Origin of the sequence: Parvibaculum sp. (genome assembly GCF_039680535.1) — a bacterium.
In the GTDB taxonomy this organism is placed as follows: domain Bacteria; phylum Pseudomonadota; class Alphaproteobacteria; order Parvibaculales; family Parvibaculaceae; genus Parvibaculum.
In genome coordinates this window covers 1-25,689 of record NZ_JBDKSS010000011.1, presented here as the reverse complement: position 1 = coordinate 25,689, position 25,689 = coordinate 1, and the positions used below count along the sequence as shown (strand labels likewise).

Annotated in this window: 26 protein-coding genes; 9 read left to right on the top strand and 17 right to left on the bottom strand. The window is 62.4% G+C overall.

Annotated features, from left to right (window positions below; all coding sequences use genetic code 11):
* Positions 1 to 56 precede the first annotated feature (56 nt).
* The 4 genes from ABFC66_RS05910 to ABFC66_RS05895 all read left to right on the top strand — a co-directional run bounded on the left by ABFC66_RS05910 (position 57) and on the right by ABFC66_RS05895 (position 6,238).
* Positions 57 to 2,165 (top strand): ATP-binding protein, encoded by a 2,109-nt coding sequence (locus tag ABFC66_RS05910; RefSeq protein WP_346740048.1) that lies wholly within the window; start codon positions 57 to 59, stop codon positions 2,163 to 2,165.
* 5 nt (positions 2,166 to 2,170) lie between these two features.
* Positions 2,171 to 2,842 carry a response regulator transcription factor gene (locus ABFC66_RS05905; protein ID WP_346740047.1) on the top strand — a complete coding sequence of 224 codons (672 nt, stop codon included), beginning with the start codon at positions 2,171 to 2,173 and terminating at the stop codon, positions 2,840 to 2,842.
* Between the two features lie 272 nt (positions 2,843 to 3,114).
* Entirely contained in the window at positions 3,115 to 5,418 is a 2,304-nt protein-coding gene (locus ABFC66_RS05900) for an autotransporter domain-containing protein (RefSeq protein ID WP_346740046.1), read from the top strand.
* Between the two features lie 37 nt (positions 5,419 to 5,455).
* Complete coding sequence (locus ABFC66_RS05895; RefSeq protein ID WP_346740045.1) at positions 5,456 to 6,238, top strand: DUF6065 family protein; 783 nt, start codon at positions 5,456 to 5,458, stop codon at positions 6,236 to 6,238.
* A 57-nt stretch (positions 6,239 to 6,295) separates the two neighbouring features.
* On the opposite strand, the gene ABFC66_RS05890 is transcribed toward ABFC66_RS05895, so the two are convergent.
* From ABFC66_RS05890 to ABFC66_RS05880, 3 genes are all read right to left on the bottom strand, one after another.
* A complete protein-coding gene (locus ABFC66_RS05890; protein ID WP_346740044.1) occupies positions 6,296 to 7,846 on the bottom strand; it encodes a hypothetical protein in 1,551 nt (516 codons plus the stop codon).
* 178 nt (positions 7,847 to 8,024) lie between these two features.
* Positions 8,025 to 9,677 carry a GGDEF domain-containing protein gene (locus ABFC66_RS05885; protein ID WP_346740043.1) on the bottom strand — a complete coding sequence of 551 codons (1,653 nt, stop codon included), beginning with the start codon at positions 9,675 to 9,677 and terminating at the stop codon, positions 8,025 to 8,027.
* Positions 9,678 to 9,899: 222 nt separating this feature from the next.
* Positions 9,900 to 11,105 carry a glycosyltransferase family 4 protein gene (locus tag ABFC66_RS05880; protein WP_346740042.1) on the bottom strand — a complete coding sequence of 402 codons (1,206 nt, stop codon included), beginning with the start codon at positions 11,103 to 11,105 and terminating at the stop codon, positions 9,900 to 9,902.
* Positions 11,106 to 11,185: 80 nt separating this feature from the next.
* Between ABFC66_RS05880 and ABFC66_RS05875 the strand changes: the two genes are divergently transcribed.
* Positions 11,186 to 11,953, top strand: coding sequence for a hypothetical protein (locus tag ABFC66_RS05875; RefSeq protein ID WP_346740041.1), 768 nt, complete (start codon positions 11,186 to 11,188; stop codon positions 11,951 to 11,953).
* 210 nt (positions 11,954 to 12,163) lie between these two features.
* Here ABFC66_RS05875 and ABFC66_RS05870 read toward each other — a convergent pair whose 3' ends face one another.
* The 5 genes from ABFC66_RS05870 to ABFC66_RS05850 are packed head-to-tail and all read right to left on the bottom strand — an operon-like array spanning position 12,164 to position 15,429.
* Entirely contained in the window at positions 12,164 to 12,577 is a 414-nt protein-coding gene (locus tag ABFC66_RS05870) for a hypothetical protein (RefSeq protein ID WP_346740040.1), read from the bottom strand.
* The gene (locus ABFC66_RS05865) at positions 12,574 to 13,080 is read right to left on the bottom strand and encodes a methylamine dehydrogenase light chain (protein WP_346740039.1); all 507 of its coding nucleotides are present in this window, start codon (positions 13,078 to 13,080) and stop codon (positions 12,574 to 12,576) included. The genes ABFC66_RS05870 and ABFC66_RS05865 overlap by 4 nt, the downstream gene beginning before the upstream one ends.
* Positions 13,077 to 13,673 carry a methylamine dehydrogenase accessory protein MauD gene (gene mauD / locus ABFC66_RS05860; RefSeq protein ID WP_346740038.1) on the bottom strand — a complete coding sequence of 199 codons (597 nt, stop codon included), beginning with the start codon at positions 13,671 to 13,673 and terminating at the stop codon, positions 13,077 to 13,079. The genes ABFC66_RS05865 and mauD overlap by 4 nt, the downstream gene beginning before the upstream one ends.
* A gap of 3 nt (positions 13,674 to 13,676) precedes the next feature.
* Positions 13,677 to 14,204, bottom strand: a complete 528-nt coding sequence (locus ABFC66_RS05855) for a MauE/DoxX family redox-associated membrane protein (RefSeq protein ID WP_346740037.1) — start codon at positions 14,202 to 14,204, stop codon at positions 13,677 to 13,679.
* Between the two features lie 10 nt (positions 14,205 to 14,214).
* Positions 14,215 to 15,429, bottom strand: coding sequence for an amine dehydrogenase large subunit (locus tag ABFC66_RS05850; protein WP_346740036.1), 1,215 nt, complete (start codon positions 15,427 to 15,429; stop codon positions 14,215 to 14,217).
* Positions 15,430 to 15,569: 140 nt separating this feature from the next.
* On the opposite strand from ABFC66_RS05850, the gene ABFC66_RS05845 reads away from it, so the two are divergent.
* The gene (locus ABFC66_RS05845; protein ID WP_346740035.1) at positions 15,570 to 16,592 is read left to right on the top strand and encodes an AraC family transcriptional regulator; all 1,023 of its coding nucleotides are present in this window, start codon (positions 15,570 to 15,572) and stop codon (positions 16,590 to 16,592) included.
* A gap of 26 nt (positions 16,593 to 16,618) precedes the next feature.
* Here the strand turns inward: ABFC66_RS05845 and ABFC66_RS05840 are convergent, their stop codons facing one another.
* The 3 genes from ABFC66_RS05840 to ABFC66_RS05830 form a co-directional block, all read right to left on the bottom strand.
* Positions 16,619 to 17,275, bottom strand: a complete 657-nt coding sequence (locus tag ABFC66_RS05840) for a 2OG-Fe(II) oxygenase (RefSeq protein ID WP_346740034.1) — start codon at positions 17,273 to 17,275, stop codon at positions 16,619 to 16,621.
* Positions 17,272 to 17,949: a 2OG-Fe(II) oxygenase gene (locus ABFC66_RS05835; protein WP_346740033.1), complete on the bottom strand. Its 678-nt coding sequence runs from the start codon at positions 17,947 to 17,949 to the stop codon at positions 17,272 to 17,274. The genes ABFC66_RS05840 and ABFC66_RS05835 overlap by 4 nt, the downstream gene beginning before the upstream one ends.
* A gap of 152 nt (positions 17,950 to 18,101) precedes the next feature.
* Entirely contained in the window at positions 18,102 to 18,290 is a 189-nt protein-coding gene (locus ABFC66_RS05830; protein ID WP_346740032.1) for a hypothetical protein, read from the bottom strand.
* Positions 18,291 to 18,539: 249 nt separating this feature from the next.
* Between ABFC66_RS05830 and ABFC66_RS05825 the strand changes: the two genes are divergently transcribed.
* Positions 18,540 to 18,677, top strand: a complete 138-nt coding sequence (locus tag ABFC66_RS05825; protein ID WP_346740031.1) for a hypothetical protein — start codon at positions 18,540 to 18,542, stop codon at positions 18,675 to 18,677.
* A gap of 68 nt (positions 18,678 to 18,745) precedes the next feature.
* Here ABFC66_RS05825 and ABFC66_RS05820 read toward each other — a convergent pair whose 3' ends face one another.
* Together ABFC66_RS05820 and ABFC66_RS05815 are read right to left on the bottom strand one after the other, a co-directional pair.
* Positions 18,746 to 19,909, bottom strand: coding sequence for an acyl-CoA dehydrogenase family protein (locus ABFC66_RS05820; protein ID WP_346740094.1), 1,164 nt, complete (start codon positions 19,907 to 19,909; stop codon positions 18,746 to 18,748).
* Between the two features lie 158 nt (positions 19,910 to 20,067).
* Positions 20,068 to 20,685: a superoxide dismutase gene (locus ABFC66_RS05815; RefSeq protein WP_346740030.1), complete on the bottom strand. Its 618-nt coding sequence runs from the start codon at positions 20,683 to 20,685 to the stop codon at positions 20,068 to 20,070.
* Between the two features lie 290 nt (positions 20,686 to 20,975).
* Here ABFC66_RS05815 and ABFC66_RS05810 point away from each other — a divergent pair, with 290 nt between their 5' ends.
* The gene (locus ABFC66_RS05810; protein WP_346740029.1) at positions 20,976 to 21,425 is read left to right on the top strand and encodes an Hsp20 family protein; all 450 of its coding nucleotides are present in this window, start codon (positions 20,976 to 20,978) and stop codon (positions 21,423 to 21,425) included.
* 56 nt (positions 21,426 to 21,481) lie between these two features.
* Positions 21,482 to 21,781: a DUF1150 domain-containing protein gene (locus ABFC66_RS05805; protein WP_346740028.1), complete on the top strand. Its 300-nt coding sequence runs from the start codon at positions 21,482 to 21,484 to the stop codon at positions 21,779 to 21,781.
* Positions 21,782 to 21,854: 73 nt separating this feature from the next.
* On the opposite strand, the gene ptsN is transcribed toward ABFC66_RS05805, so the two are convergent.
* The 4 genes from ptsN to lptB form a co-directional block, all read right to left on the bottom strand.
* Complete coding sequence (ptsN, locus tag ABFC66_RS05800) at positions 21,855 to 22,319, bottom strand: PTS IIA-like nitrogen regulatory protein PtsN (RefSeq protein WP_346740027.1); 465 nt, start codon at positions 22,317 to 22,319, stop codon at positions 21,855 to 21,857.
* 82 nt (positions 22,320 to 22,401) lie between these two features.
* Positions 22,402 to 22,980, bottom strand: coding sequence for a ribosome-associated translation inhibitor RaiA (gene raiA / locus ABFC66_RS05795; RefSeq protein ID WP_346740026.1), 579 nt, complete (start codon positions 22,978 to 22,980; stop codon positions 22,402 to 22,404).
* Positions 22,981 to 23,272: 292 nt separating this feature from the next.
* The gene (gene rpoN / locus ABFC66_RS05790) at positions 23,273 to 24,814 is read right to left on the bottom strand and encodes an RNA polymerase factor sigma-54 (protein ID WP_346740025.1); all 1,542 of its coding nucleotides are present in this window, start codon (positions 24,812 to 24,814) and stop codon (positions 23,273 to 23,275) included.
* A 30-nt stretch (positions 24,815 to 24,844) separates the two neighbouring features.
* Entirely contained in the window at positions 24,845 to 25,630 is a 786-nt protein-coding gene (gene lptB, locus ABFC66_RS05785) for an LPS export ABC transporter ATP-binding protein (RefSeq protein ID WP_152214301.1), read from the bottom strand.
* Positions 25,631 to 25,689: the final 59 nt, after the last annotated feature.

Here is a 25,689-nt window from a genome sequence, read left to right as displayed (position 1 = left end):
TGCTCTTTCATCGCCCTACGACGATATTCTCCCTGCTGGCTATCGCGGGGCTTCTGGTGACCGCCTTTTTTGCGCTGGTGGCGGGCTATCGGCCTGCGGCGAGCATCGAGGTGCGGCAAGGGGCAGCCGACAGCGTCGTCATCAAGGGCGTCGACGCCCTGCCGGGCGAAACCACGGCCCGCTTCATCGGACGGAGCGGCCAGGTCCTGTTCGAGTTGCCGGTTCGCGAATTGGTCAGCGGACTGGAGCCGCGCGGCACACCTGCTGAAAACAGGGCGCATTATGAGCGGCTGGATCGGGTCGCTGTGCTTTTCGGTCAGGGCGGCACGCTGCAACTGCCGGACGGTCGCGATCTCGCGGCCTATGCGATCCATCTGCGTGGCTTTCATCTCTCTCGCGATGCCTGGGGCGCCCTCGGCGTAGGCTTTGTGGCTCTGCTGACGGGGCTGTGGGTGCTTGTTCTGCGGCCGCGCGAATTCGTGGCCCAGATGTTTGCGCTCAGCGGCGCCTCGTTGTGGATGGCATCGCTCACAATCATCATGATCAATATGGGCGGACTGACCACCCCCGGCTGGGTGATGCGCAATCAGTTACAGGCCAACCATATCTCCGGAATGCTCTTCGGTGGGGCGCTGGTGGCGATCTTCTGCAGATATCCCCGGCCGCTCATGCCCACGATCTTTCCCGTCCTGTTCTCGCTCTCCCTGCTGGCGCTGGGCGTGACAATGATATTCGATCTGTGGACCGATGTTTATGGCGCGGGGCTTATCGTTCTTGTGGCGTCAGTCGGCATAATGTTCGCGCTGGTTTTTGTTCAAGCCTGGATATCGCGCAAGGATCCGGTACAGCGAGGATCTGTCGCCTGGGTCGGCACCGCGCTGCTTCTCAGCACGGGGATATTTACCGCCGTCAACTTCTTGCCGCAGCTCATGGGCTCGCCCCTCTATGTGGGCGACTCGGTCGCCATGTCGGGCTTCCTGTTGTTCTACTTTGCTCTCGCCGTGGCCATCACGCGCTATCGCATGTTCGATCTGGGCAACTGGACCCTTCACGTCATCCGGGCGGTGGTCGTGGTTCTGCTGGTGCTGATCGCCGACATGATGCTGGTCTACTGGGCAGGGGAGAAGTGGACGCTGTCGGTTGGTGCGCTGTTGGTGGCCGTCCTTTGGCTGCCCGTGCGTTCGCGCCTGATGCGGTTTGCGGATCGCCGCCGCGATGCCGACACCATGCGGCTCATCCGGGGTGCGAATGAAGTCGCCTTCGCCATGCGTCCTGAGGATCAGTCAGCGCTGTGGAGGAAGGTGCTGAGGGCGCAGTTCGATCCGCTGGAAGTCGTCGCCACGACGGCGCAAAGGACAGAGATACGGGAAGACGGCCGCGTGCTCGCAATTCCCTCTCCGCTGAGCGGTGAAGCGCTTGCTCTCTCCTTCGCGGGGCAGGGAAGCAGGCTGTTCGACAGCAACGATCTCAACATGGCCGATGCGCTCTGTCGGCTCGTGGAGGAAATGATCCGGGCTCGCAGGGCCTATGACGAAGGTGTGAAAGCCGAGCGGCTGCGCATTGCGAGGGATCTTCACGATGATGTCGGCGCGCGGCTTTTGACCGGGATGCACATGGCGGATCAGCAGCTCCGTCCAACCCTGCAGGCGGCGATGTCCGACATCCGCGCCATCGTCAGCGGCATGACGGGCGAGCAGGTCTCGCTCGAACGCCTGCTCAGCGACGTCCGTCACGAAACCGCCCGGCGGCTGGAGGCGGCCGGCATCGCGCTCGACTGGCCGCTGGCGGAGCCCGGCGAGGGTGATTTCTCCATCGACTACCGGCAGCAAAAGGCGATCACCTCGGCCCTTCGCGAGGCGGTGAGCAATGCAATACGCCATGCCCATGCCTCGATGGTGAGGGTAGGCCTGACGATCGATGCCGGACGGCTCGAAATGGTCGTCGCCGATAACGGACGCGGGATGCCTGAAGAAGCTTTGACGGGAGAGACTCAAGGTTACGGCCTCCGGAACCTCAGCCGTCGCATGGAGGATGTGGGAGGGCGGCTCGATCTCGCATCCGGTCCTGGCGGAACGCAGGTGCGCCTTTCACTGCCGCTCGTCGTCCCGGTGCGGCGCACCCCCACCGAACAGGGGGTGACAGGGCCGGTTGGCCATATACCCTGACGTCAATGATGAATCGAACGACCTCACGATTGTGTCTGCTGGTCGAGGATCAGCCGCGCACGCGCGATTGGCTGCTCGGCGTGCTCACCGCTGCCTTTCCGGGCATCGGCGTGGTGACGTTCGCCCGGCTGGCCGAGGCGGTGGCGTGGCTCGATGAACGCAAGGCGGCGAATGATGCGCCCGGCTTCGATCTGGCGCTGATCGACCTCGGCCTTCCCGATGGCCCGGGCGTCAATCTGGTGCGGAAGCTGGTGGACGACTGGCCGACGGTCATGCCTGTGATCGCCACGATCTATGACGACGACGCGCATCTCTTCGAAGCCCTCGCCGCAGGCGCACGCGGATATGTGCTGAAGGATGAGGAGCCGGATCTGCTCGTCGGCATACTTCGGCGGCTAGACCGGGGCGAGCCGTCATTGTCTCCCTCGATCGCACATCGGCTGCTCGCGCATTTCCGTAAAGCCCCTGCGCCCGAACGGGATGAGGCCGGGCTCACGCCGCGAGAGACGGAAACGCTGACCCTGCTGGCGCGCGGGCTTACAGTCGCCGAGGCCGCAGAGCGCATGGGGCTGAAGCCGCAGACGGTCGCCAGCTACGTGAAGGTGATCTACCAGAAGCTCAGCATATCGAACCGCGCGGAAGCGACGCGAGAGGCCGTCCGGCGCGGGCTGTGCTGAACGCCACATCCCTCAGCTTGCTGATTTAAATAAAGTGCTCCCCTTCCCCCTGAACAGGGGCTGGCAGGACAAGACACCTGTCGCAGTGTCATGTCCGGTGAAGTCGGACTGGGGCAGTTCACGACTTTCCGTTCCTGTCGTCCGGGCTGAGGGCAGGGGGCGGAATGCAATCCCTGCACCTGACCAACAACATCGCCGTCCGTTTTCAGTTCGCCGTTCCGACAGAGCGGGGTCTCTGCGCGCCCGCGCAGCAACATAGTTGGGGGTAGTTCATGTCGTCCAAGTCGCGTCTTCTCATGTCCGTTGCCATCGCTTCACTGCTCTTGTCCAAGGCAGTCCATGCCAGTGGCAGCGTGACGACGTTGGGCGATATTCCCGGCGATTTGCCCTCCAATATCGGGACGGTCTTCAGCGCGATCTCGGGCGACGGCAATTCCGTCGCGGGCACCGTGCGCCTCGGTGTCTACAGCTATCGTCCCTATGTCTTCACTCTGGCCGGCAAGACGGCGTTGCCGATTCCCGATGGAGCAGAACTCGTCTATGCCCAGGGCATTTCCGGCGACGGTTCGGTTGTGGTCGGCTACAGCCAAGCCACGGCATCGTCGTCATACAGGGCGCTGGTCTGGCGCAACGGTGTGCTCACGATACTCACCGATCTCGAAACCGCGCCGGAAAGCTTGACGAAGCCGCATTCCAGTCTCGCCTGGGCAGTGTCGAGCGACGGTCATGTCGTCGTCGGCCACAGTGTGTCGGCGGGCTACCATGCCGTGCGATGGGTCGACGATGGCGCGCCCCAGAACATCGAGGGTGGCGACTTCTATACGAGCCAGTCGCGCGCGACTTCGAGCGACGGCAGCACTGTCGTCGGCTTCGGCGCCAATTCATCACGTACGGAGGAGGCCTTCCGCTGGACATCCACTGGCGGCATGGTCGGCCTCGGCGTACTCAGTTCTCACGAGGCGCCCACGGCGAGCAGCCGCGCTAATGGCGTTTCCGCCGACGGCAATGTCGTTGCCGGTACATCTGTGTCTGCCAGCAGTGTTCAGCAAGCGTTTCGCTGGACCCAGGCCACCGGCATGGTCGGGCTCGGCATATACAGTGGCGGTACGTTCAGCAAGGCAAATGCCATCAATGCCGATGGCAGCGTGATCGTCGGCGACGCGGACAGGCCGACAGTCGCCCTGCCGTCCATCAGAGGTGTCTATGCGTTCCGCTGGACCGATGCCGGAGGGTTGCAGTATGTCGGCGAATGGCTTACTGCGAACGGCGTCGATATCGGAACTGACGAATTCACGTCCGCCGATGGCGTCGACGCGAGCGGCAATGTGATCATTGGCAATGGCCAGATCAACGGCACGACGCAGCGCTACATCGCGCGCGTGTCGACGCCTACACCGACTCCGACGCCCACACCGACCCCGACGCCAACTCCTACACCTACACCTACACCTACACCTACACCCACGCCCACGCCTACACCGACGCCTACGCCTACGCCTACGCCTACACCGACGCCTACGCCTACGCCTACGCCGACACCAACTCCCACTCCGACCCCGACGCCTACACCTACCCCAACACCAACACCAACACCAACTCCGACGCCGACGCCGACGCCGACGCCCACTCCTCCCGGATCCGGCGTCATCGGCCTCGACGACTACTTGAAGAGCCTCGTGAGCCTCACGGCGCCGTTCACCAGCGGTGTGAACATGACCGGATTGAGCCTCTGGGGCGCGCATCACCGCGTGCTGGCAGATAATGGCGTCGCGGCGGGCAATTGCGCCTGGGCGACGGGCGACCTCGCGCATGACGGCAGCGGCAATCGAAACCAGTATGTTGGCGAAATCGGTGTCTGCACCGACATCGACAACTTCCGCATCGGCGCCGGCGTCGGCCTGAGCCGCCTCGATCAGGATCTCGCCTTTGGCGGCGATAGCAATCTCGACGGCTATTACTTCGTCGGCGAGGCGGACTACACGATCCCCGGCACCAGCGTGGTTGCGAGCCTCACCGGCTACGCCGGCAACTGGAGCGCCGATATCTCCCGTCATTATCTGAATGGCGTAACGGTAGATTCGAGCCGCGGCGAAACGGATGCCCGCAGCTGGGCGCTGCGCGCGCGCCTCGACTGGTTGAAGGCCGTCGACTTCGGACCCGCGGCGCTGTCGCCCTATGTCGCCTATACGCATACGCGCAACACGGTCGACAGTTATACGGAAACCGGCGGCGGCTTCCCCGTGGCCGTCGATGACTACACTCAGACGGCGCGGGAGGGACGTCTCGGCACCGCGCTGCAGGCCGCACTGAGCGATACGACCGAACTGCGCGTCAGTGGCGAATGGGTCCACCGCTTCGACAATGACGCCCCGGTTGTCACCGGCGCCATTCTCGGTAATCTGGGATCCTTCAGCGCGCCCGGTCTTCCCGTGGATCGGAACTGGGCCCGCTTCGGAGCCGATCTCGATCAGCGCATCGGAGACAATTCGGTGATCACCGTCTCCGTCCATACCGCGACCGGCGACGGCGAGGATGCCGCCGTTTCAGGAAGCATCGGCCTGCGTCTGGGCTTCTAGACGAGGCGCCGCTGCAACAGGTTCGGGACGAGAAGCGATGGAACTCACCTGCTACCTCTATCCGGGCTGGAAGCCGCGCATTCGCGCGGCTTCTCCACGGCGAGACTGGATGGATGCGAGTCCCGAATCCTTCGCCTATCGCTGTCTGCCGCTCAGCATCGCCAATTCGCATGGCTGGGAGATATTGACGCCTTGCGGCTTCGAGGCGTTCTGGACCGGAGGGATGGCGCCGGAAGACGTCATCATCCGCTGCGATCGCGGCAGCGCGCCGCATGACGCGCCTGTGGCGCTTTTCGGGCAAGGCGTGATGACCTTTCACGTCTCGGGCCTGTTCCGCACGGAGCCCGGCTGGAACCTGTGGGTCGGTGGGCCGCCCAATGCCGCCAAGGACGGGATTGCGCCGCTTGGCGGCATCGTGGAGACGGACTGGTCGCCTTTCACCTTCACGATGAACTGGCGCTTTACTCGCCCGAAGCACTGGATCCGCTTCGAGGAAAACGAGCCCTTCTGCCATATCTTTCCTCTGCAGCGCGCCGCGGTCGAGGCCGTCGAGCCGCGTTTCGTCCCCATAGATGAGGAGCCGCAACTCAAGGCGCAGTTTGAAAACTGGAGCCGGTCGCGCGATGCATTCCAGAAGGAAATGATGCGCAATCCGCCTTCGGCGCCGAGCGACAAATGGCAGAAGTTCTATTATCGCGGTATCGACGCGACCGGCGTGCCGGGAACGGACGATCACAAGACGAAGCTGCGCCTCAGTGAGTTCGAGCCCGCCGGGCAGCGTTGTCCGATGCATTCGGACCCGACGGGGCGGAACGATTAGAAGCGCCTGCCTGACGCGCTGTCCAAGCGCAGGTCAAGGCCCCGTACCGCATGCGACTTAACGATCCGCATGCGCGATCGCGCTGTCCTTCGGCACCAGCACTGAAAAGAAGCTGCCTTGTGTCATCAGGCGTAGCCGCCTGGGATCGAAGTTCGGTGCCTTGCCGAAATGAAAATAGACGATGTAGGGGAAGCGAGCGCCCCATTCGATCGTATATTGCATGTTGCGCTGCTCCATCAGGGCCAGCCATTTCGGCGTCGGCGAGGGCGGCCCGAATGTCAGGCGCGCAATGTCGGGTTTCAACGGGACGCCGACGGGCGTGTCGAGCGGTTCATATGCGCCGACAGCGACCATCGGCTGCATGCCCTTGCCGGTGAATTCATACGGATTGAATATGTGGCGGTCGATCGTCGCGTAGCTCATCAGGTGCGCATAGGACATGCGCGTGGTGGTGTACATCAGCGGGCCGCGCGTGGCCTCCACCGTGAGGACCGACGCGCGGGCGGGCAGGACCAGGCTTGCCGCGCGCCACTCCGCGACCTGCGCACTCATCGGCCGCCATATCAGGATCGCCAGGGCGGTATGCAGGACGAGCGTGCCAAGCGCCAGAGCGGCCACCACTTCACGCGCCCGCGCCTGCATCTCCAGTCGCGCCGAAGCGAGCGCGAGGAATATGAAGGAGGTAAACAGGCGCGCATCGATGTCGACCGCGTCGAGCAATCGGCCGGGAAGAAAGATGCAGGCGACGAGCAGCGCGAGAAGCGCACCGCGCATGGCCGGCGCGACGACGAATGCTCGGGCTCTCAAGAGAATGATCATGGCACTCGACCAGATCACCGCTGCGATGATGTCGAGAGTGATGTTGTTCGTGTAGAGCGGTGAGAGCACCGCGCGAATCTTGCTCCAGGGACTGAGTCCCACACCGAAGCCGGTTTCACCCGATCCGGCCGCCAGGGGGACCAGGGCCAGCGGTATGATGAACATGCCGACGGTGCTCAACCCCGCCAGCGCGGCGCCCCTCCACCCCATGCCCGCAAACCGGCCATGCCAGAGCCAGCCGCACATCGCGACCATCGCGAACATCAGGGCGAAGATATGGGAGAAGAAGATCGCGATGCCGCCGAGCGTGCCGATTGCAAGGAGAGCGAGCCAACTCGCCTGCGGTCGCGACAACAGGAAAAACATCATCCAGAACAGGATTGCGATCCCGACCAGATAATTCGCATAGCCCATGGTGGTGACGAGGTTGAGGAACAGAGCCGGCGCCACCAGCACAAGCGCGTCATTCTCGCCGAATAGCCGCTTCCTGATGAACCAGACCGAAGCGCAGATCGAAAGCTGCGCGAGCGCGATGGTCGCGAGTACGACGCGTTCGGGTGTCACCAATCCGCAGAGCGGCAGATTGATGAGGTCGATCGCGAGATTCGGGATGACGCCGAGCCGGTATTCATACATGCCGGCGTAATCGGCGGCGTGGCAGGCGATATGGAGCCGTGCGGCATGATTGGGGAAATCGACGATGGGCGGATAGGCAATCGTCAGGATCGGCAGCGCTGCGATGACGCACAGCGCTGCGTAGAACCAGCCGTTTATCCGCTGTAGTCGCATGCCACCCCCCTTGGACAGGGGCGGCTCAAACCTCTGCGAGGTCCGCCACGCCATGTCCGGGACATATTACGGAGGGTCAGAGGTGCTTACGTCAATCGCAGACAGGTCGCCATGCGACAGTTTCATGGGTTCGATGCATCATGGCCGAGCTGCCGAGGCAGCTGGTCCGGCGCCCATCTCAGATCGACAGATCGGTGCGTTCGCTGGACGACATTCGCCGCTTCACCCGGTTTCGCCCTTCTTCCTTTGCGCAGTAAAGCGCGTCGTCGGCCCGGCTCATCGGTTGGCCTGTATCTGCGTCGCCCTCGTCGAGAACCGTGACGCCGATACAGACGGTGATCCTGATATGGTCTCCATCGATGAAGACTTCGGCATTTTGCATGTCTTCGCGCAAACGCTCTGCGATTGAGAGAGCTGCCTCGGCGTCGGTGTCCGGCAGGATGACGCCGAACTCTTCACCGCCTAACCTCCCGATCGTGTCGATCTCGCGCAGCTTGCCGCGCAGGGTGCTGGCGAAATACTGGAGCACGGCATCGCCGGCGGGATGGCCGTATGTATCGTTGATATCCTTGAAGTGGTCGAGGTCAAGCATCAGAAGCGCATAGGGCTGCTTGGTGCGGCGATGTTGCTCCAGGGCCGTTGCGAGGCATTCGGTGAAGTGATGACGATTGTAAACTCGCGTGAGACTGTCCGTCATGGCGAGCTGCGTCAGGGCTGCCTCGTATTCGAGATACTTGATGGCGCCAATCATGATCTTGGCGATGGCCTGAAGAAACGCATCGTCTGGCGGCAGCTGCATTGAGGTTCGCTTTTTTGCACCCCAGCAGAGGTAATATTCCTCGCCCTGTCCGGCTTCCACATAGGCGCTCAATATCTTCGCCAGACCCAACTGCAAAACGGGGGCAAACTGTTCTTGCTCGTCGCGGGACAATCGGGAGAGGTTTCGCAACGGAATGGTTCCATACTCATGGAGCTGTTCCAGACAGGCCCATAACGCAGTGACTTCATCGTCGGACTGGCCCGCGCCGTGATCCCACCATTGCTGTATCTGTACGGTTCCTTCCTGGCTCGTTCTCCGCAAGAGGAAGGCGCGATCGCCATTGGTCTCCGACACGATCAGACGAAGCGCCCAGTGCAGGTCATCTTCGGTTCCGGACGGATCGACGAACAACAAGCGCCGCGAGATTTCGCCGCGAATGTCCTGCATCAGGAGCAGAGAGTCGAGTGCGCGGAACGTGCGGAAGAACATCAGGAAGAATATGACCAACAGCGCTCCCACGAAGAAGACGGAAAGAAGCGTGTTCTGCTGAAGATGTCTCTCCCGCGAAGCGATACTCGCGTCGATCTGCTGATTCAGGCGTTCGAGGCCGCGTGCATATCTTTCCTTGGCGCGTTCATGGTCCTTGCCCAGTAATATCTGCTGGGCCTCTGTGCGGCGGCCTGTCCCGACCAGAGCCAATGATTGGTCTTCCAGTTCGGCCAGGTCGTCGGCTGCCTGTGATACTTCGGTGAGGAGCGCGTTCGAATCCTGCAGAAGATCGGCAGTAGACTTCAACTCGGCCTTCAACTCTTCCCGAGAGCGTTCGTAGCGGGTTCTCCACTGCGGATCTTCGGTGAAGGCGTTGGCGCGGGCTGACATGGTCAGCACTTCATCGTAATAGCGCAGGTTGCCTTCCGCGCGGATCAACTCCTGCGATTGCGCCCGCGCCTGACGGAAGTTAGTGAGCGACTTGTAGGTCAGGAAGCCGGCAACGGCGATAACGAACGCCGCCGCGGAGAGAAGAATCCGCGAGTAAAGCGTGCTGTGGTTTCTCGATCCGAATTGCTGCACGGGCAGGTGTCGCCTAGGTCATATTTTCCGGGTGGGAATATTCTTACAGGCTCCCCTTGATGATAGGCTGACCGAGAAAAGGCATGGCGTAAAGAGCGCCCTCCGGATCGCGCATTTTCTGCGCTGGGAGGTCTGGGCCAACCCGTTGTCAGAAAAAGAAAGTTTCATTTTTCTTTGTTTATTGAATTTGACTGCTTTTCTACGCAAAGCGGTCATTTTTGGTCAGGCCGATCGCGCATATGCCAGTGTCGAGCGCAGACGCGCGACGATTCCCCGCCGCTTTTGCGGTGCAGCGAGAAGGGCATCGATATGCGAGAGAAAGCCGCTCTTGAAGCCCTCTTCCGTGAAGCCGCAAGCATAGGTCTTCATGCGCGATCGATGTTCGGCGAGAGCGACGGAACCGCTGCTTGTCGTGACGAGGGCGTCTTGGCTGTTGAGACGAGCCCGGGCAAGCTCATCGGCGAATTTTTCGATTGCCTCAGCCAGCGCGGGAATGTCGCCGGTTGGCACCAGGGAGGCGAACCCATTGGTTATATGCGGAAAATTGGTCGAGTCGTAGGCGATGACATGACAGCCATGTGCAAATGCCTCGAGTACGGGTAGGCAATAGGTGTCGTGATAGGAGGGCAGGATGATCGCATCGGCCTGGCCATAGAGCGAGGATAGCGCGACGTCGTCGATATGACCGAGAAACTCGACGCGATGGCGCAGCGCCGGACTTTCGATGTGCCGGCGTACTTCAGCAAAGAAATCCGCTGTCGCGCTGGCGGGGTGCGCGGCGATTCTCAGACGAAATGAAAGGCCTCTTTCGCTTGCCATCTGGAGCGCCGTGAGAAGGTCGAGAAGTCCCTTGTTGGGCGTAAGCCTCGCGACATGGATGAATTCAACCACGTCACTTCCCGTCTTCATCCGCTCCTGTTTGGGAACCACGGAGAGAGGCAGCGGGTGAATGTTGATTTTCTCGTGCCCGATGCCGAGCGAGAGGAGATCGTCGCGGGCGAAGGGGCTTGCGACGCAGATGGCGTCGGCGCGGGACAGAAGGCGCTTCTGCTTTAGCGACTTCAACGCGCCTTCGGGGTCCGAGGCCCATTGCGGCGGCGTTATGCCGTGAAAAAAGACCGACGCGCGTGCCTTGGCCGGGAGATGGCGGATCGATTCGAAAGGCCGGAAATACCAGCCAAATTCGTAGTGATGGACGTCCGCCGTCTGAAAGAACGGATCGCCGAGAATCTCGGGAAGCTTGTTGACGCGGGCGATGCGCGGGTCGTCGAAGTCGCTGCCGCCGCAATAGACCTTGAGTTCAACCGGCCTTGTCCGTGCGAGTTCGTCCAGCGCGGCAATCTTGTGCCCGAGCACCCGTCCCATGCCGTCGCCGGCCGCATAATAGGTTGTGTACAGCGCAATCCGGTACGGTTTAGCCTTGCCCATGAGTGGTTCCACATGCACCCTTCAGGGCTGTAAATGAAAGTGACCGGGATGATTTTCGGGTTCCGGCAGGGGAGGTGTCAATGTCGCGCAGCGTGATGATCTTCAGTCATCCCAATCATGAAGTGGCCATTCTCGGCTCGGTGCGCCGCCTCCAGCCCTATCTCATCTTCCTCACCGATGGCGGTGCGCAGGAGCGCGTCGATCAGAGCAAGGAAAACCTGAAGTCGGTCGTGAACATGGCCGATATCGCCTGGCTCAATGTCGAGGAGGCATCGCTTTATGAAGCGCTGCTCAAGGGCGACGTCGCCAGCTTCCGTGCTTTGTCGGGCGAGGTGGGGGCGATCCTGAGCGGCCTCGACTTCGACCGTGTCTATTGCGATTCCATCGAGTTCTACAATCCTTTGCATGATGTGGCGTTGCCGATCACGCGCGCGGCGCTCGGCAAAAGGACCGCTCCGATTTTCGAAGTGCCGCTCATCCATCAGCGCAAGGCCGATACCGAAGTTTATGAGGTGCTCCGCAGCCCGAAGTCGCTCTGGGCCGATTGCGTCAATGTCAGCCTCACGAATGAGGAGCGCGGAGCGAAGCTTCGCGCTTTCGACATTTACACCTCGCTGGCGGCGCAGCTCGGCAAGGAGAATGTCGATCTCGCGATTGCGCGCTGCGGCGAGGAGCAGTTCCTCAAGGCGCGGCGGACGCTTCCAACCCCCGCCGTCGATCAGGTGCTTCGCTACGAATGGCGTGGCCGGAAGCTGCGTGAGATGGGGCTCGTCGAAGACGCCATCACCTGCGGCGATCATTACGTGCCGCTCGTCGAGGCGCTTTGCCCCGAACTCATGGCGGCCTGACTGCTCAGTCTGACGCGGGCGTTCCGTCGAGGAAGGCAGCGCAAGGTACGAGGGGTCTCGGGCGGAAAACCCGGTGGAAGCGCCCCGCGAGTCCCCGCTCGAAGGCCGGTTCCTCGCTGAAGGCTGCGACCGGCCATTCGTGGAGAGATCCCGTGAACGGCATCAAGTCAGCGAAACGGCGCTGAAGAAAGAGGCGGGCGCTCGAAACCCCTAGTTCTTTTCGCCGATGCTCTTGAGCAGACGCGCGCGCTCGGCGGCGACGTCGGGCAAGCGGTGGGGCCTGAGCTGCGCGATCTCGGCCTCCGTATAAGGGACGAAATCGGCCGGAACATCCGCGGCGTCGAAGTTCCGGACGAGCCAGTTGAGAAGATCCGCGACGGCGGCGTTGGACAGGGCGGATTGCCGCGTGCCCGGCACCTGCACCAGATAGGCGCGGCCGCCATCTGCCGCGAGAAACTTCGCGACATGGCCCTTGAGCGGCGGCACCTTGCCCGGCGTTTCCGCGCCGTCCGGCAGGTGGCAACCCATGCAGCGGAGCATGTAGTCCGTGCGTGGCGAGGCGGTGGCAGCGGTGCCGAGAGCCAGCGCGGCAGCAAGAGGGATGATGAGGCGCAAGACAGTCACTCGCCCGTGCTCACGCCCATCAGCACCGCCGTCGAGCAGTTATAGACGATGTCCGCGCCGCTCCCCGCGCACCAGTTGATGTCATTGGCCGCGTCGGTTCGGTAGAGCGGGCGGTCGCCCTCGTCGCGCTGGCAGGTGCAGCGTCCGCATCCGCTGCGCCCGCAGCAGTCGTTGTAGGAGATGATGTAGTCCTTGCCGTCGGTCGGGTTGCGGCAGGTGCCGACCCATGTGACGGAGGAGGCGACGGTGCCGGGCGGGCAGGAGCTGGTCGTGCCGCCACAGCAGGTGCAAAGAAACCCGTCGATGGCGCAGTAGCGCCAATAATCGCAGCTCGTGGGATCGCCGTCCTTGCCGGTGGAGGCATGCGCCCGTGCGACGGGCAGAAGCGGCGCCGCGCCGACGCCGATGAGGACGGCGCCTGCCGTCGCCAGGAAGCTGCGCCGCGAACTCCGTTGCGCGAGACGGCGCGAAAAGCTCTCCATCCATTTGTCGAAACCGCTCATTGCGCATTCCCCCGCTTTACGAAGTCCTGGATGGAGGCGACGCCTTCGCGCTCCGCCTCGATCAGGCTTTCGAGATGTTCGCGATTGTTGACGAGCCCATGCGCGCGCAGGACGCCGCCCGCGTCGATCAGGGCCGCATAAGGAAGTTTCGAGACGCCGAAACGGATACCGAGTTCCGTTGAAAGCACGTAAGGCAGATCGGAGAGCCCCTTGCGGGCGATGAAGCCGATATGTTCATCAGGCGTGCCGTCGCTTGCGAGGATCAGCGCGAGATTTTCCTGCCGGACGAGTGTGCGGAGCGTTGGCAGCAGCGAGGCGCAGACGGGACAGGTCGGCGAAAGGAAGAAGAGAAGCGTGCTGCGTCCATCCGCTTGCGTGCCGCCGATCGTGACCTCGGGGCCGTTGAGATTGGCGAGGCGGAAGCCCGGCGCCGCCTCGCCGACGCGCAAGCCCTTGCCGATCATCAATGCGCCGACCGGCGTGATGCGTTCATGGAGCACGCCGACCTGCCGCGCGAGGAGCAGCACGGCGACGGACAGGCCGATGACCAGAAGCCAGAGAAGAATGTTTGATATGAGCAGCGTCTGTTCCATCTCTCAGGCTTTCAGTCTGTTGGTCGCAGGGACATTCGCGATGAGTGCATTGAGCGCCGTGTAGAGTGCGAGAAAGGCGACGGCGCTCAATCCGGCGATCGCGTAGTCGCCCCAGGACAGGGCCCGCGCGCCGAGCGGAAAGCCCACGGCAATGGCGCCAACGGCGAGCAGCAGATTGCGGAAGACGAGCGCCCAGTGAAGTGTCTGCCGTCCCTCCGGTCCGCCGCAGCCGCAATCGATGTCGTGCCGTCCGCGGGCGAGGTTGATGCCCATGGCGCCCGCATAGAGAAGAAAGAGCGCGGCGCTCAAAAGGCTTGCGTGCTCCGACCGCGCCAGGAGGAAGAGCGCGGTCGCGCCCTCGATCAGCGGCAGGGCGCGCGACATGGGTTGGATGAGGCCTTCCGGCAGCAGCGCATAGGCAGCGAGCTGCCCCTTGAAAGTCTCGCGGTCTCTCAGCTTGTGAAAGGCTGCATAGCCGAGGATTGCGGCAAGGCCGCCGCGCAACACGAGATCGATAACGGGGTCGATCATCGGCATGGCCTCAGGGTTGCTGCAGGGAGGTCGCGAAGGAAGCGACGTGGTCGACGGTGCGGAGGAGCTTGCCATCCTTCGCGTCGTAGACGTCGAGCGCGGGCTTCACCACATCGAGCTGTTCGAATTTCTGGCCGAGAAGCGTCAGCGCGACCAGCGACCAATAGGGCACGACCGTCTTCATGGAGGCGCCATAGACGATGGGCTTCGCGTCCTGACTTACCTCAATTGCGAGCGTCGCATTGGCGAGGTCGAATTGTGCAACGCGCTTATGGGTCGCGACGTCGAAGACCCAGACCGCATCGCCGGGCTCTTCATAGGTGCTTTCCGGTCCCTTCCGCATCAAGGCATAGAGAAGCCCGTCCTTCTTCTGAACGGCGAGCGGTTGATAGCCACCGGTGCGCCAGCCATCGGCGCGTTCGCTGTCGGTAAGCAGAGGCCACTTCTCGCGCAGCTTTGCCTCATCGCCCGACGCATCGACCTGATAGATGTAACCGGCGAGCGAAACAAAGAGCCAGTCGTCGCCCGCGCGCACCGCATGCGTGATGACGGGATCGGCAAAGGGATCGAAGAAGGGCTTGCCGTCTGTCTGCTTCACGACCTTGCCCTCATCGTCCAACGTCACGGATTTGAGGCTTGCATCGCCGCAGAGAAGCAGGATGCGCCGAGGCCCTGCGGGATAGATCTGTCCGCAGCCCGGCGTGTCCGTCTCCGCCACGAAGCGGTTCTTCTGCAGATCGACGATGCTCATCGTCTGCCGGGGCGTGAAGTTCGTGATGGCGACGAAACGGTCGTCATCGGTCAGCCCCGCCATGCGCGTCTGGACGAGGGCGGTCATGCGGCGCGGCGGCACTTCGATTTCATGGAGCGGCAGAAGCGTCTGCGGATCGTAGACCGTCACATAGTCGTGCCGGGGGCCGCGTGTGCCCTTCTCAAAAAAGGTTTCGAGGGCGACCACATGGCCCGTGGATTTTGGAAGCAGAACGCCCGCGCTCCAGAAGCCCGTGCTGAGCATGCCGAGCATCTTGCCCTTGTTGGCGTCGAACAGCATGGCCCGCGTATCGACATTGTGCTGGGCGCCGAGGTCGCCGATCCAGATCCAGTGATCGCGGGGGCCGTCGGGCACCTTCTCGACATGCAACGTCTCCGGCTGAAGCTCGTCGGCCATGGCAGGCGCCATGCCGAGCATCAATGCGGCAATTGCGATCGAACTCCAGACGCGCATGTCCCCCTCCCCCAAAAGGTCGTGCAGGGCCATCGGTCGTGACCATGCCATCAAAAGCTACCCCGGGCAGATTGTAGCTTCTTGTCATTTGGTGCCAAATTCGAAATGAAAAGAGCGGGAACCGCAAGCGGGGGCGAGCCATGACTTCCGAAACACTCATTCGGGCCAGCGTGCTCGGCAATCTGCGAAGTCTTCTGGATGGCTATGGCCTCGCGCCGGAGAGGGCCGTGGCGCTCACGGGCATGGCGCCTGCCGATCCGGGCGACGAGACCGCCCTTATCAGCCTGCGGCGCTATATGGAGCTGCTCCACCAATGCGCCCTGGAGACGGGCGATCCGCTCTTCGCGCTGAAGCTCGGGCTCAGAATGGAAGTGGGCGATCTCGGCGCAATCGGGCTGCTCGCGGCGAACAAGCCCACCTTGCGGATGGCGATCGCCAGTCTCAAGGAGCATTTTCGCAGCTATCAGCAGGGAGCCGATATTGCGGTCGAGCGCGTCGGCGACGGTCTGGTGCGGCTGACCTATCGCGTGGGCGAACGGCTGAGCGGCGGTCTGGAGGCCGATATCGACCTGACGCTCGGCGCGGCGCACGCCTTCTTTCGCCGCTTCTTCGGTCCGCGTTGGAGGCCGCGCGAGGCGCATGTCGTTTACGGTCCGGTCGCTCATCGAAAAGCCCTCGAGCAGGTGTTCGATGCTCCTGTCTGGTTTCTGCAGGACGCAAGCGGCTTCACCTTCGATGGCCGGCTTCTCGATGAAAGGCAGCCCGGCGCAGAGCCGCGGCGCGTGGCAGCGCTTGAGGCCTATCTGCGCCACATCCGTTCGACCTCGGCTCTCGAGGCGGATCTGGTGAGCAGCCTGCGCATCTTCATCGTCTCGAACCTTGCCTGCGCGGGCGCGTCCGCAGCGTCGGCCGCGGCCAGTTGCGGCATGTCCTTGCGCAGCATGCAGCGGCGTCTGGGCTTGCGCGCGCTCACCTATGAGCGCCTCGTCGATGAAACCCGCCGGGACATCGCGCAGCGCCTGCTCGCAACCTCATCGCTTCCCATTGCCGAGATCGCCGGTCATTGCGGCTATGGCGATCCGGCCAATTTCCATCGCGCCTTTCTGCGCTGGTCCGGCGAGACGCCGGCGGCCTATCGAAAGGCCCGGTTGGCCAAGCATTAGGCAGCGTCATCATCCGGCGATCGAGTTCAGGCGATAGGTTCGTCCGGGAAGGCGAGTTCATGCCGCGCCCGCCATTCGGGCACGACATAATTGACGATGATCGACTTGCGAATGCCTGCATATTCGCGCTTGGCGACGCCGTGCCAGGTGTCATGGCCCGGAATGAAGATCAGGCCCTTGTTGAAGCCGCCGGGCGCGGAACCGAGATGGTGCCTGTCGGCATCGTAGATATCGGTACCCCAGCCTTCGGCATCCGGCCTGTCGGACAGATAGACGAGCATGGTGAAGAGCTTCGCGCCGATATCGGTATGCGGCTCGAGCCAGAAGCCGTCGCGGTCCTGACAATATTCGATGCGGAGCGAGGTGCCCTTGAGCGAGACGCCCGTGACCTTTTCCAGATGGCGCACGGTTTCGGGCGACTGGAAGGCGCTCGCCACGGCTTCGCACACGGGAAAGCGCTTGCGGTTTTCGACCGAGAAGAAATTGCGCGTGGAATTATGCGTCTCGCGCTTGCCGAGCGTGTCGCCGATCTCAGGCGCGTCGACGGGCAATGCCGGGATCGCATGGGCGACATCATCCGGCAGCGCCTGCGTCAGGAGCCAGTGACGATAGGGATGCGTGTCGAGCTTGGCGCGATCGAGGCAATCGGAAAACGCGCGCGCGACGGTTGCGCTGTCACTCATCTCAGTCCCGTTCCATCTTGCGGCGCCCGCACATGTGCCGCCGGTATCTTGCCCACACCGAAGAGACGCTTGAATTTCTTCACGCGGCCCGAAAGACGATGCCGCGCCGCCTCGCGCATCATCACGTCCTCGTCGCGGCAATAATTGAGCATCACGTAACGCCGGGGGCCGACAAAGGGCTCATGCCCATGCCATGAATTCGGCTGCACCTTGAAGGCGAAGAGCGTGCCGCCCTCGGGCGGCACTTCGGCGGCATAGTCGTTCATGTCTGTCGAGGAACGAAGCACGCGCAGCCGTCCGCCCTTTGGCGCCCAGGGCTCATTGAGATAAAGCAGAAGTGTCGCGAGCTTGAATTTCGAATCCGCGTGGATCTGCCCGTCGCCCGCCTGGCAGCAGCTTCTGAGCGTGATGAGCGCGGGCCGCCCGCTCAGATCGACGTCGAGTTTTTCGGAAACCATGGCGCGGAGCTTCGGCCCGGCGAGTTCCGCGAGGAGTTTTTCGAAAACGGGGCCGTAATGCGTCGCTTCCGGCAGGAAGAGGCCCGCCATATCGAGATCGGGAAAGTCGCGAATGACCTTCCTGAGATTGTCGGGCCCGAGGAAATTCGGCACGACGAAATGCGGATAGGGCTCCTGCTCGACCTTTGCCGTTTCAACGGCCGCGTACTGGATCATGGCTCGCATCCTCTCCCGGCTAGTGCGTCGGGTTTCTCCCCCATCTGGGGCGGATGCTAAGTCCCGGATTCTACACGGGCCATGTGTCACATTGTCAGTGAACGGCGCCAATGCGTCGCAGGCTTCGGGGTGGTTGAGACAAACCGCCGCGCTTACTCGATCTGGCCTTCGCGCACGATGCGCTCATGCCCGTCGGCGACATTCTTCACGCGATACTGGAAGCCGTTGCCTTCGGAGGGCAGGAGACGGACGACAACGTAATGGCCGCGCGTCTTGGCGAGATAGGAAGCGCCGGCGAGGAATTCGACCGTCTCGCCGACCTTGAACTTGTGGTTCTGCATGTACTCTCACCGAGGCTTTTCGCTCCGATGTGCAGCATCTGGGGGCGATCTGGGAAAGGGCGCGGGCGGCGTTCGCGAGCCCGCTTTGCGGCTATGAATGAGCCCCGGGGGCCAAAAGCGCAAGATTTATCTTCCCGGCCCACCCCCCGATGGCGGAACGCCGCCGATTATCGGAGCTTCGCGGCATGAAGCGCGATAGGCTCGAAACTTAGAGGCAGGCGCCTCCGCGCCGCCCGACAGGAGATCAAATTGGCCAAGGGTCAGAAGAAGAGCAACAGAGAAGCGAAGAAGCCGAAGCAGGACAAGAAGAAGGTCGAAGTGACGGTTTCCCCCTTCGCGAACGCGACCGGCAGCAAGACGGCCGGCGCGCCGAAGGGCCGCAAGTAATCTCCACCAATGATGAAAAGGGCCGGTTGCGACGAGCGCCGGCCCTTTTCCATGTCTGCCGCTTCGCTTCAGGCCGAGCGCAGGTCGATGAGCGAGCGCGCGATGATGTTCCGGTGCGTTTCGTTGGTGCCCGAATAGATGCTTGCCGCACGAGTGCTGAAATATTTGCGGGTCGCATGAGCCGCCTCGTCGGCAAGCGGCGACGCATTGCCGTTGAGATGTCCCGCCACGGCGCCATAGGGGCCCGCCGCCTCGATCCCGAGTTCGGTGATGCGTTGATGCAGCTCGCTCGCCATGGATTTCATCAGCGAGGAGGCGATCTCGTCGTCGCCGGAAAGCCGTCCTTCGGTCAGCAGCCGCAATTCGAAGCTCTCGAAACTGCGAATGTCGATTTCGACGGCGCCGCGGCGAAGGCAGATCTCGTCGGGCAAGTCGCGATCGAGCGCGATCAGGCGTTCCACGCCCCGGAAGGCGCGGCGCAGCAAGCCGCTCGTCGTGTTGTTCGATCGCGCAAAGCGCATGAGCTGCTTGGCGACGGACCAGCCGTCACCTTCCGCGCCGACGCGGCTCGCCATGGGCACGCGCACATCGTCGAAAAAGACCTGGTTGAATTCGTGTTCGCCGTCGAAGCCGATGATGGGCTCGACCTTTATCCCGGGCGTGTCCATGTCGATGAGAAGAAAGGTGATGCCTTCCTGCGGCCGCGCGCCTTGCGATGTGCGCATCAGTGCGAACATGCGGTTCGCGTGGTGCGCGCCGGTGGTCCAGATCTTCGAGCCGTTGACTATGTAATGATCGCCATCCGCCTCGGCGCGTGTCTTGATCGCCGCAAGGTCGGAGCCTGCGCCCGGTTCGGAAAATCCCTGACACCAGAGATCGTCGCCGGTGAGGATCGGCTTGAGGTAGCGCTCGCGTTGTTCCTGCGTTCCCGCCGCGATCAGCAGCGGACCGAGGCTGCGCATTCCTGTGGCAAAGAGGATCGGCGCATCATTGGCCGCGCATTCCTGATCGAAGAGGAAGCGCTGTCGTGCCGTCCATCCCGTGCCGCCATGTGCGACGGGCCATGCGGGCGCAATCCAGCCGCGCTCATGGAGGCGGCGGTGCCAGATGCGGCAGGCCTCGATCTGCGAATGCGTGCCGACCGTACGGCGCCCGGCGGCGCGCAGGTCGGGGGTCAGTTTCTCGGCGAGAAAGGTGCGTATCTCCGCGAGAAATCCCTCATCCTCCTCCATTGCGGCCACTTTCTTGAATTTCTTGTTGCCGCAAGGCTGCGCCGGTCAGGGTCTCTTCGGAACGCGACACGTGGTCGCCGTCTGACCCGATGGCTGAGGCATGGTGACGCAAAAGGGCCGGCTTCCCAGGAAGCCGGCCGTCCGCTTTTCGTCCGGCGTTAGGCGGCTTTGGCCGCGTCGCCCGCACGAACGAGATTCTCTTCGGCGAATTTCCAGTTCACGAGCTTGTCGAGGAAGGTCGCGAGGTAATCCGCGCGGCGGTTCTGATAGTCGAGATAATAGGCATGCTCCCATACATCCGAGACGAGCAGCGCAACTTCGCCATGCGTCAGCGGATTGTCGGCATTTGCCGTCGCGAGAATCTTGAGCTTGCCTTTCGCCAGCGTCAGCCAAACCCAGCCGGAGCCGAACTGGCCCGTTCCTGCTGCGCTGAAGGCCTCAATGAATTTTTCGAGGCTGCCGAAATCCTGATTGATCTTCTCTGCAAGCTTGCCGTCGGGCTTCCCGCCGCCTCGCGGCGCCATCGAGTGCCAGTAGAAGGTGTGGTTCCAGATCTGGGCCGCGTTGTTGAAGATCTTCTTGTCGTCGGGCTTTCCGGCCGACTTTCTGATGATCTCCTCGAGCGGGAGTTTTTCGTAATCCGTGCCCTGAATCAGGCGGTTCGCCGTGTCGACATAGGTCTTGTGGTGCTTGCCATGATGAAAGCCGAGCGTTTCGGCGGAGATATGCGGCGCGAGCGCATCAGGCGCATAGGGAAGGGGAGGCAGTTCGATCATTGCATGACCTTTCGGTTCGCGAGGGCAGCCCCGCCTCTTAAACGGGATGCGCGGCCCTCAGGTTCCTCCCTCCTTACCTTAATCGGCATTGCCGCTTCGAATTCAACCCCGACGGTGAAGATTTCCCAGTGAATATAAGCATTTAATTTCGTGGAAGGGCGTTGACGCCGCGGCTGGCGTGAGCCGCTTGCAACGGGGCCATCTAATCCCCACATTGAGCACAAGCGGTGCCGTAGCGGGCCGCGTGTAACCGGGTCGCTTTGAAAGGGCTTTGGCGAAAGGGTTTGGTGATGACGCGCATGGTGCAGTTCAACAGCCCGTTCCTGCTCGGCTTTGACGAGATGGAACGACTGCTCGAACAGGTCGCCAAAGGGTCTGACGGCTATCCTCCCTACAATGTGGAGGATGTGACGCGGAACGAGGGCGAGACGCCCAGAAGGGCGCTGCGCATCACGCTGGCGGTCGCCGGCTTTGCCCGCGATGAGCTTTCGGTCACCGTCGAGGACAATCAACTCGTCATTCGCGGACGCAAGCGCGAGGACGAAGAGCGCGTCTATCTCTATCGCGGCATTGCCGCACGGCAGTTCCAGCGCGCGTTCGTCCTGGCCGAGGGAATCGATGTGGGTGAGGCGAGGCTCGACAATGGCCTGCTCTCCATTGACCTCATAAGGCCCGAGCCGTCGAAGCTCGTGCGCCAGATTGAAATCGAAGGGGGCGTATCGTCCGCCCCGGCTACGTAAAGACGACCAGTGACGTCCGTTGCCTCAGCAGAGGGACGGCGCGAAAGGAGCGTAAAATGCGTAACGACAAGGAAGAATTCGAATTGGAAGGCCCGAGCGGATGGGGCACGCAGGATCTGCGCCATCTGACGCCGGAAGTCTTCGCCAATGTCGGCATGCCGAATATCGTTTATGTGCGCGAAGTGCTCGCCGGGGAGCTTGCGGGCGATCTCGGTTCCGAAATCGGCGTGCCGGCGGACACCAAGCTCTACGCCGTCCATGCTGCGAATGGCGATCGCATGGCCGTCCTCGATAACCGCGAAGCCGCTTTTGCAGGCGCGCGTCAGTACGATCTGGAGCCCCTTAGCGTTCATTGATGGGGCTGCAAGACAGGCCAGACAGCAAAAGCCCCGGTGTTTCCACCGGGGCTTTTTGTTTCTGCTTCGCGCGTCAGGCCGCGTGAGTGGCCGCCGGTTCCGTGAGGATTGCGAAGAGGGCGGCGGGATCGTTGCTTGCCCGGAGCTTTTCGACCACGGCCGGATTGCGCAGCAGGCGTGAGATGCGCGCCAGCGCCTTCAGATGGTCTGCGCCTGCCGTTTCAGGCGCGAGCAGCAGGAAGACGAGATCGACCGGCTGGTCGTCCACCGATTCGAAGTCGATGGGCGTTTCAAGCCGCGCGAAAAGCCCATAGAGGCGCGACAGCTGGGCGAGTTTGCCATGAGGAATGGCAATGCCCTGGCCGACACCCGTCGAGCCGAGGCGCTCGCGCTCAAGCAGCGTCTCGAAAATCGTGCGCTCCGACAGGCCCGTCAGCGCAGCGGCGCGCGCGGATAGTTCCTGCAGTGCTTGTTTTTTGCTGGTGACCTTGAGGTGGGCGATGACCCCCTCCGGTGACACCAGATCTTCAAGCTCCATGGTCTGGTCCTGTCTTGCGTTTCTACTCAACCCCGACACACCACGAATGCGGCGCTCCGGTCCGGCATCGCCGACTTGCAGGTCATGGCTTTGCAGAATCGGTGCCAGCGTCGATCCAGCCGATGTTCCCATCCTCGCGCCGATAGACGACGTTCAGTCCCCCGGTCGCGCCATTGCGGAACACTACGAACTTTGCGTCGATGAGGTCCATCTGCATCACTGCGTCGCCCACGCTCAGGCGCGGGATCGATGTGGTGCCTTCGGCGATGATCACCGGCTGGGCGTCGGCTGGCACTTCTTCGTGCTCATCGCTTGCTTCGATGATGAAGGAGCGGGCGGATTCGACCGGCAGCGCCTGCTTGTCCTTGGCGTGGCTCTTCAGGCGGCTCTTGTAGCGGCGCAGGCGCTTGTCGAGCTTGTCGACCGCGCCATCGAACGACGCATAGGGGTCCGTCGCGCGGCCCTGCGTATTGATGTGCATGCCCGAGTTCAGATGCACCGAACAATCGGCGCGATATTCGAAGCCGTCTTTGGAGAAGATGACATGCCCGTGGATGGGCTTGTCGAAATATTTCCCGACGCTCTGTTCGAGACGTTCCGTGACATGGGTGCGGAGTGCATCTCCAACGTCGAGATGATGACCGCTGACCTGAACTTGCATGGGAGACCTTTCCGGGTCACGTCGCGCTGACTATGGGACGGCTCTTATCGATTGAGCCTTTGACGTACCAACCTCTGTACCTCGGTCCGGCTGCCGCGTCTTGTTGCATCGGCGCCTCAACCACCATCGTCCCCTGTACAATCCCTCGGTTTACCCAGGGGGAGCGTTGAGCGCGTGGCAAACTAGTGGCCTGTTCCGGGGGTGTCAACCGGCTCCTTCCGGAGTAGTAAATGCCTTTATCTTCATAGACTTATCTCTATTCCACAGGGGTTTGAAATCCCTATCGCCGAGATCAGGCATAGACCTTCTTGTCCCTTCGGCGCTGAACCGAGGAGGGGATGTTCATGGCTTCCCGATACTTTGCGACCGTACGGCGGGCAATGTCGATACCCGACTTTTTCAGGATCTCGACGATGTTGTCGTCGGAGAGAACGGCATCGGGCAGCTCCGCCTCGATCAGTTCCTTGATGCGGTGGCGCACCGCTTCGGCGGAATGCGCTTCGCCGCCCTCGCTCGACGCGATCGACGAGGTGAAGAAATATTTCATCTCGAATATGCCGCGCGGCGTTGCGATGTACTTGTTCGCGGTCACGCGGGAGACGGTCGACTCGTGCATGGAGATCGCGTCGGCGACCGTCTTCAGATTGAGCGGCCGGAGATACTGGATGCCATGCACAAGGAAGGCGTCCTGCTGGCGGACGATTTCGGAGGCGACCTTGAGTATGGTGCGGGCGCGCTGGTCGAGGCTTTTGACGAGCCAGTTCGCGTTGTTGAGGCATTCCGACAGGTAGGACTTGGCCTTGGGATCGGCCGAGAACTTGCTTACCTCGGCGTAGTATTGCTGGTTCACCAGCACGCGGGGCAGCGTCTCCGAATTGAGTTCGATGGCCCAGCTTCCGTCGGCGCGCTGGCGCACGAAGACATCCGGAATGACCGGCACCACGGGTTCGTTGCCGAAGGCGAGGCCGGGCTTCGGATTGCAGCTGCGTATGTCCTCCACCATGCTGGCGATATCCTCGCGGTCGGCATTGCAGAGCTTCATCAAGAGATCGAAGTCGCGCCGCGCGAAAAGTTCGAGATGGTCGAGGAATATCTGCATCGTCGGATCGAGGCGATCGCGCTCCTTGAGCTGGATTGCGAGGCATTCCTTCAGGCTCCGCGCGCAGATGCCAGCCGGGTCGAAGGTCTGAAGCGTTGCGAGCACCGCTTCTACATCCGCAAGCGGCGCGCCGAGACGTTCGGCAATCTCGGAGATGTCGGTCGTGATGTAGCCCGTTTCGTTCACCTGATCGATCAGATAGGCGCCGATCATGCGCAGGCGCTCATCCTTGATCGCCATGTTGAGCTGTTCGGTCAGATGCTCGGACAGCGTTGTCTCGCGCGTCAGGGTCGACTCGAAGCCGAATTCGCCGTCGCCGCCCCCGCCTCCGCCGCCATTGCGGAGGTTCTGCCAGTCCGAGCCCTGCATGCCTGGCGTTTCCGCCGCCACGTCATTCGCGGCGTCGCTGCGGCTCTCATCGGCATAGACATTGTCGTAATCGGTATCGAGATCGCCCTCGCGGGAGGGCAGCGGCCCGTCCTCGCTCAGCGACAGCGCGGTTTCGCTTGTCGCCGCGGGCTCGAATTCGCTTTCGGCGCGCGTATCGACCGAGCGCTCGGCAATCTCTGGCTCGGCGACACTGGCTTCGAGCAGCGGATTGCGTTCGAGTTCTTGCTCGACATAGTTGGCAAGTTCGAGATTGGACAGCTGCAACAGCTTGATCGCCTGCTGCAACTGCGGGGTCATCACCAGGGCCTGGCCCTGGCGGAGTTCCAGCCGCGGTCCTAGCGCCATATCTGATGCGGCCCCATGCCCGTTACGCCACTAAAGAGAGAAACGTTCGCCGAGATAGAGACGGCGGACATCCTCGTTACCTACGATTTCGGAGGGCTCGCCCTCCATCAGCACATGGCCGTCATGGATGATGACGGCGCGGTCGATCAGTTCCAGCGTCTCGCGCACATTGTGATCGGTGATGAGAACGCCGATGCCACGATCCTTCAAATGCGCGACGAGATCGCGAATGTCGCCGATGGCGATCGGGTCGATGCCAGCGAAAGGCTCGTCGAGCAGCATGAAGGAGGGCTGTGTCGCGAGCGCGCGCGCGATTTCCACGCGCCGCCTTTCGCCGCCCGACAGCGCCACCGAAGGCGTGCGCCGAAGATGGGTGATCGAGAATTCGGCCAGCAGATCGTCCAGCGTCGCCTCGCGGCGGTCGCGGTCGTTTTCGATCACTTCGAGCACGGCGCGGATATTCTGTTCGACGGTCAGACCGCGAAAGATCGAGGCTTCCTGCGGCAGATAGCCGATGCCGAGCCGCGCCCGGCGATACATGGGCAGGCTGGTGATGTCGCTGCCATCGAGCGAGATCGTGCCGTAATCCGGCGCGATGAGCCCGGTGATCATGTAGAAAACAGTTGTTTTGCCCGCGCCATTGGGGCCGAGCAGGCCGACGGCCTCGCCCCGGTGCACATCGAAGCTTACCCCGCGGACAACCGGACGGCGTCGGAAACTCTTGCCGATCTTCTCGACCGAGAGGCCGGGATTGCTCGCAACGAGGCGCGGCCCCTCATGGGACCTGGTCTCCTCTGTTGCGGCGCGGCTTTGCATGGGACGTCCTCACTCATTCGCCATCATCTGATAGCAGTTGGCATTAAATTTGTATGAAA

What these genes read in the sequence shown, in the direction of transcription:
- ABFC66_RS05900 (WP_346740046.1), top strand. Translation starts at nt 3,115, where the DNA reads ATGTCGTCCAAGTCGCGTCTTCTCATGTCCGTTGCCATCGCTTCACTG.
- ptsN (WP_346740027.1), bottom strand. Translation starts at nt 22,319, where the DNA reads ATGGAGCTTGAAGATCTGGTGTCACCGGAGGGGGTCATCGCCCACCTC.
- ABFC66_RS05820 (WP_346740094.1), bottom strand. Translation starts at nt 19,909, where the DNA reads ATGGAGGAGGATGAGGGATTTCTCGCGGAGATACGCACCTTTCTCGCC.
- raiA (WP_346740026.1), bottom strand. Translation starts at nt 22,980, where the DNA reads ATGCAAGTTCAGGTCAGCGGTCATCATCTCGACGTTGGAGATGCACTC.
- ABFC66_RS05830 (WP_346740032.1), bottom strand. Translation starts at nt 18,290, where the DNA reads ATGCAGAACCACAAGTTCAAGGTCGGCGAGACGGTCGAATTCCTCGCC.
- ABFC66_RS05865 (WP_346740039.1), bottom strand. Translation starts at nt 13,080, where the DNA reads ATGAGCGGTTTCGACAAATGGATGGAGAGCTTTTCGCGCCGTCTCGCG.
- ABFC66_RS05835 (WP_346740033.1), bottom strand. Translation starts at nt 17,949, where the DNA reads ATGATCCAGTACGCGGCCGTTGAAACGGCAAAGGTCGAGCAGGAGCCC.
- ABFC66_RS05875 (WP_346740041.1), top strand. Translation starts at nt 11,186, where the DNA reads ATGTCGCGCAGCGTGATGATCTTCAGTCATCCCAATCATGAAGTGGCC.
- ABFC66_RS05895 (WP_346740045.1), top strand. Translation starts at nt 5,456, where the DNA reads ATGGAACTCACCTGCTACCTCTATCCGGGCTGGAAGCCGCGCATTCGC.
- ABFC66_RS05845 (WP_346740035.1), top strand. Translation starts at nt 15,570, where the DNA reads ATGACTTCCGAAACACTCATTCGGGCCAGCGTGCTCGGCAATCTGCGA.
- rpoN (WP_346740025.1), bottom strand. Translation starts at nt 24,814, where the DNA reads ATGGCGCTAGGACCGCGGCTGGAACTCCGCCAGGGCCAGGCCCTGGTG.
- ABFC66_RS05855 (WP_346740037.1), bottom strand. Translation starts at nt 14,204, where the DNA reads ATGATCGACCCCGTTATCGATCTCGTGTTGCGCGGCGGCCTTGCCGCA.
- ABFC66_RS05850 (WP_346740036.1), bottom strand. Translation starts at nt 15,429, where the DNA reads ATGCGCGTCTGGAGTTCGATCGCAATTGCCGCATTGATGCTCGGCATG.
- ABFC66_RS05905 (WP_346740047.1), top strand. Translation starts at nt 2,171, where the DNA reads ATGATGAATCGAACGACCTCACGATTGTGTCTGCTGGTCGAGGATCAG.
- ABFC66_RS05805 (WP_346740028.1), top strand. Translation starts at nt 21,482, where the DNA reads ATGCGTAACGACAAGGAAGAATTCGAATTGGAAGGCCCGAGCGGATGG.
- ABFC66_RS05810 (WP_346740029.1), top strand. Translation starts at nt 20,976, where the DNA reads ATGACGCGCATGGTGCAGTTCAACAGCCCGTTCCTGCTCGGCTTTGAC.
- mauD (WP_346740038.1), bottom strand. Translation starts at nt 13,673, where the DNA reads ATGGAACAGACGCTGCTCATATCAAACATTCTTCTCTGGCTTCTGGTC.
- ABFC66_RS05815 (WP_346740030.1), bottom strand. Translation starts at nt 20,685, where the DNA reads ATGATCGAACTGCCTCCCCTTCCCTATGCGCCTGATGCGCTCGCGCCG.
- ABFC66_RS05840 (WP_346740034.1), bottom strand. Translation starts at nt 17,275, where the DNA reads ATGAGTGACAGCGCAACCGTCGCGCGCGCGTTTTCCGATTGCCTCGAT.
- lptB (WP_152214301.1), bottom strand. Translation starts at nt 25,630, where the DNA reads ATGCAAAGCCGCGCCGCAACAGAGGAGACCAGGTCCCATGAGGGGCCG.
- ABFC66_RS05880 (WP_346740042.1), bottom strand. Translation starts at nt 11,105, where the DNA reads ATGGGCAAGGCTAAACCGTACCGGATTGCGCTGTACACAACCTATTAT.
- ABFC66_RS05890 (WP_346740044.1), bottom strand. Translation starts at nt 7,846, where the DNA reads ATGCGACTACAGCGGATAAACGGCTGGTTCTACGCAGCGCTGTGCGTC.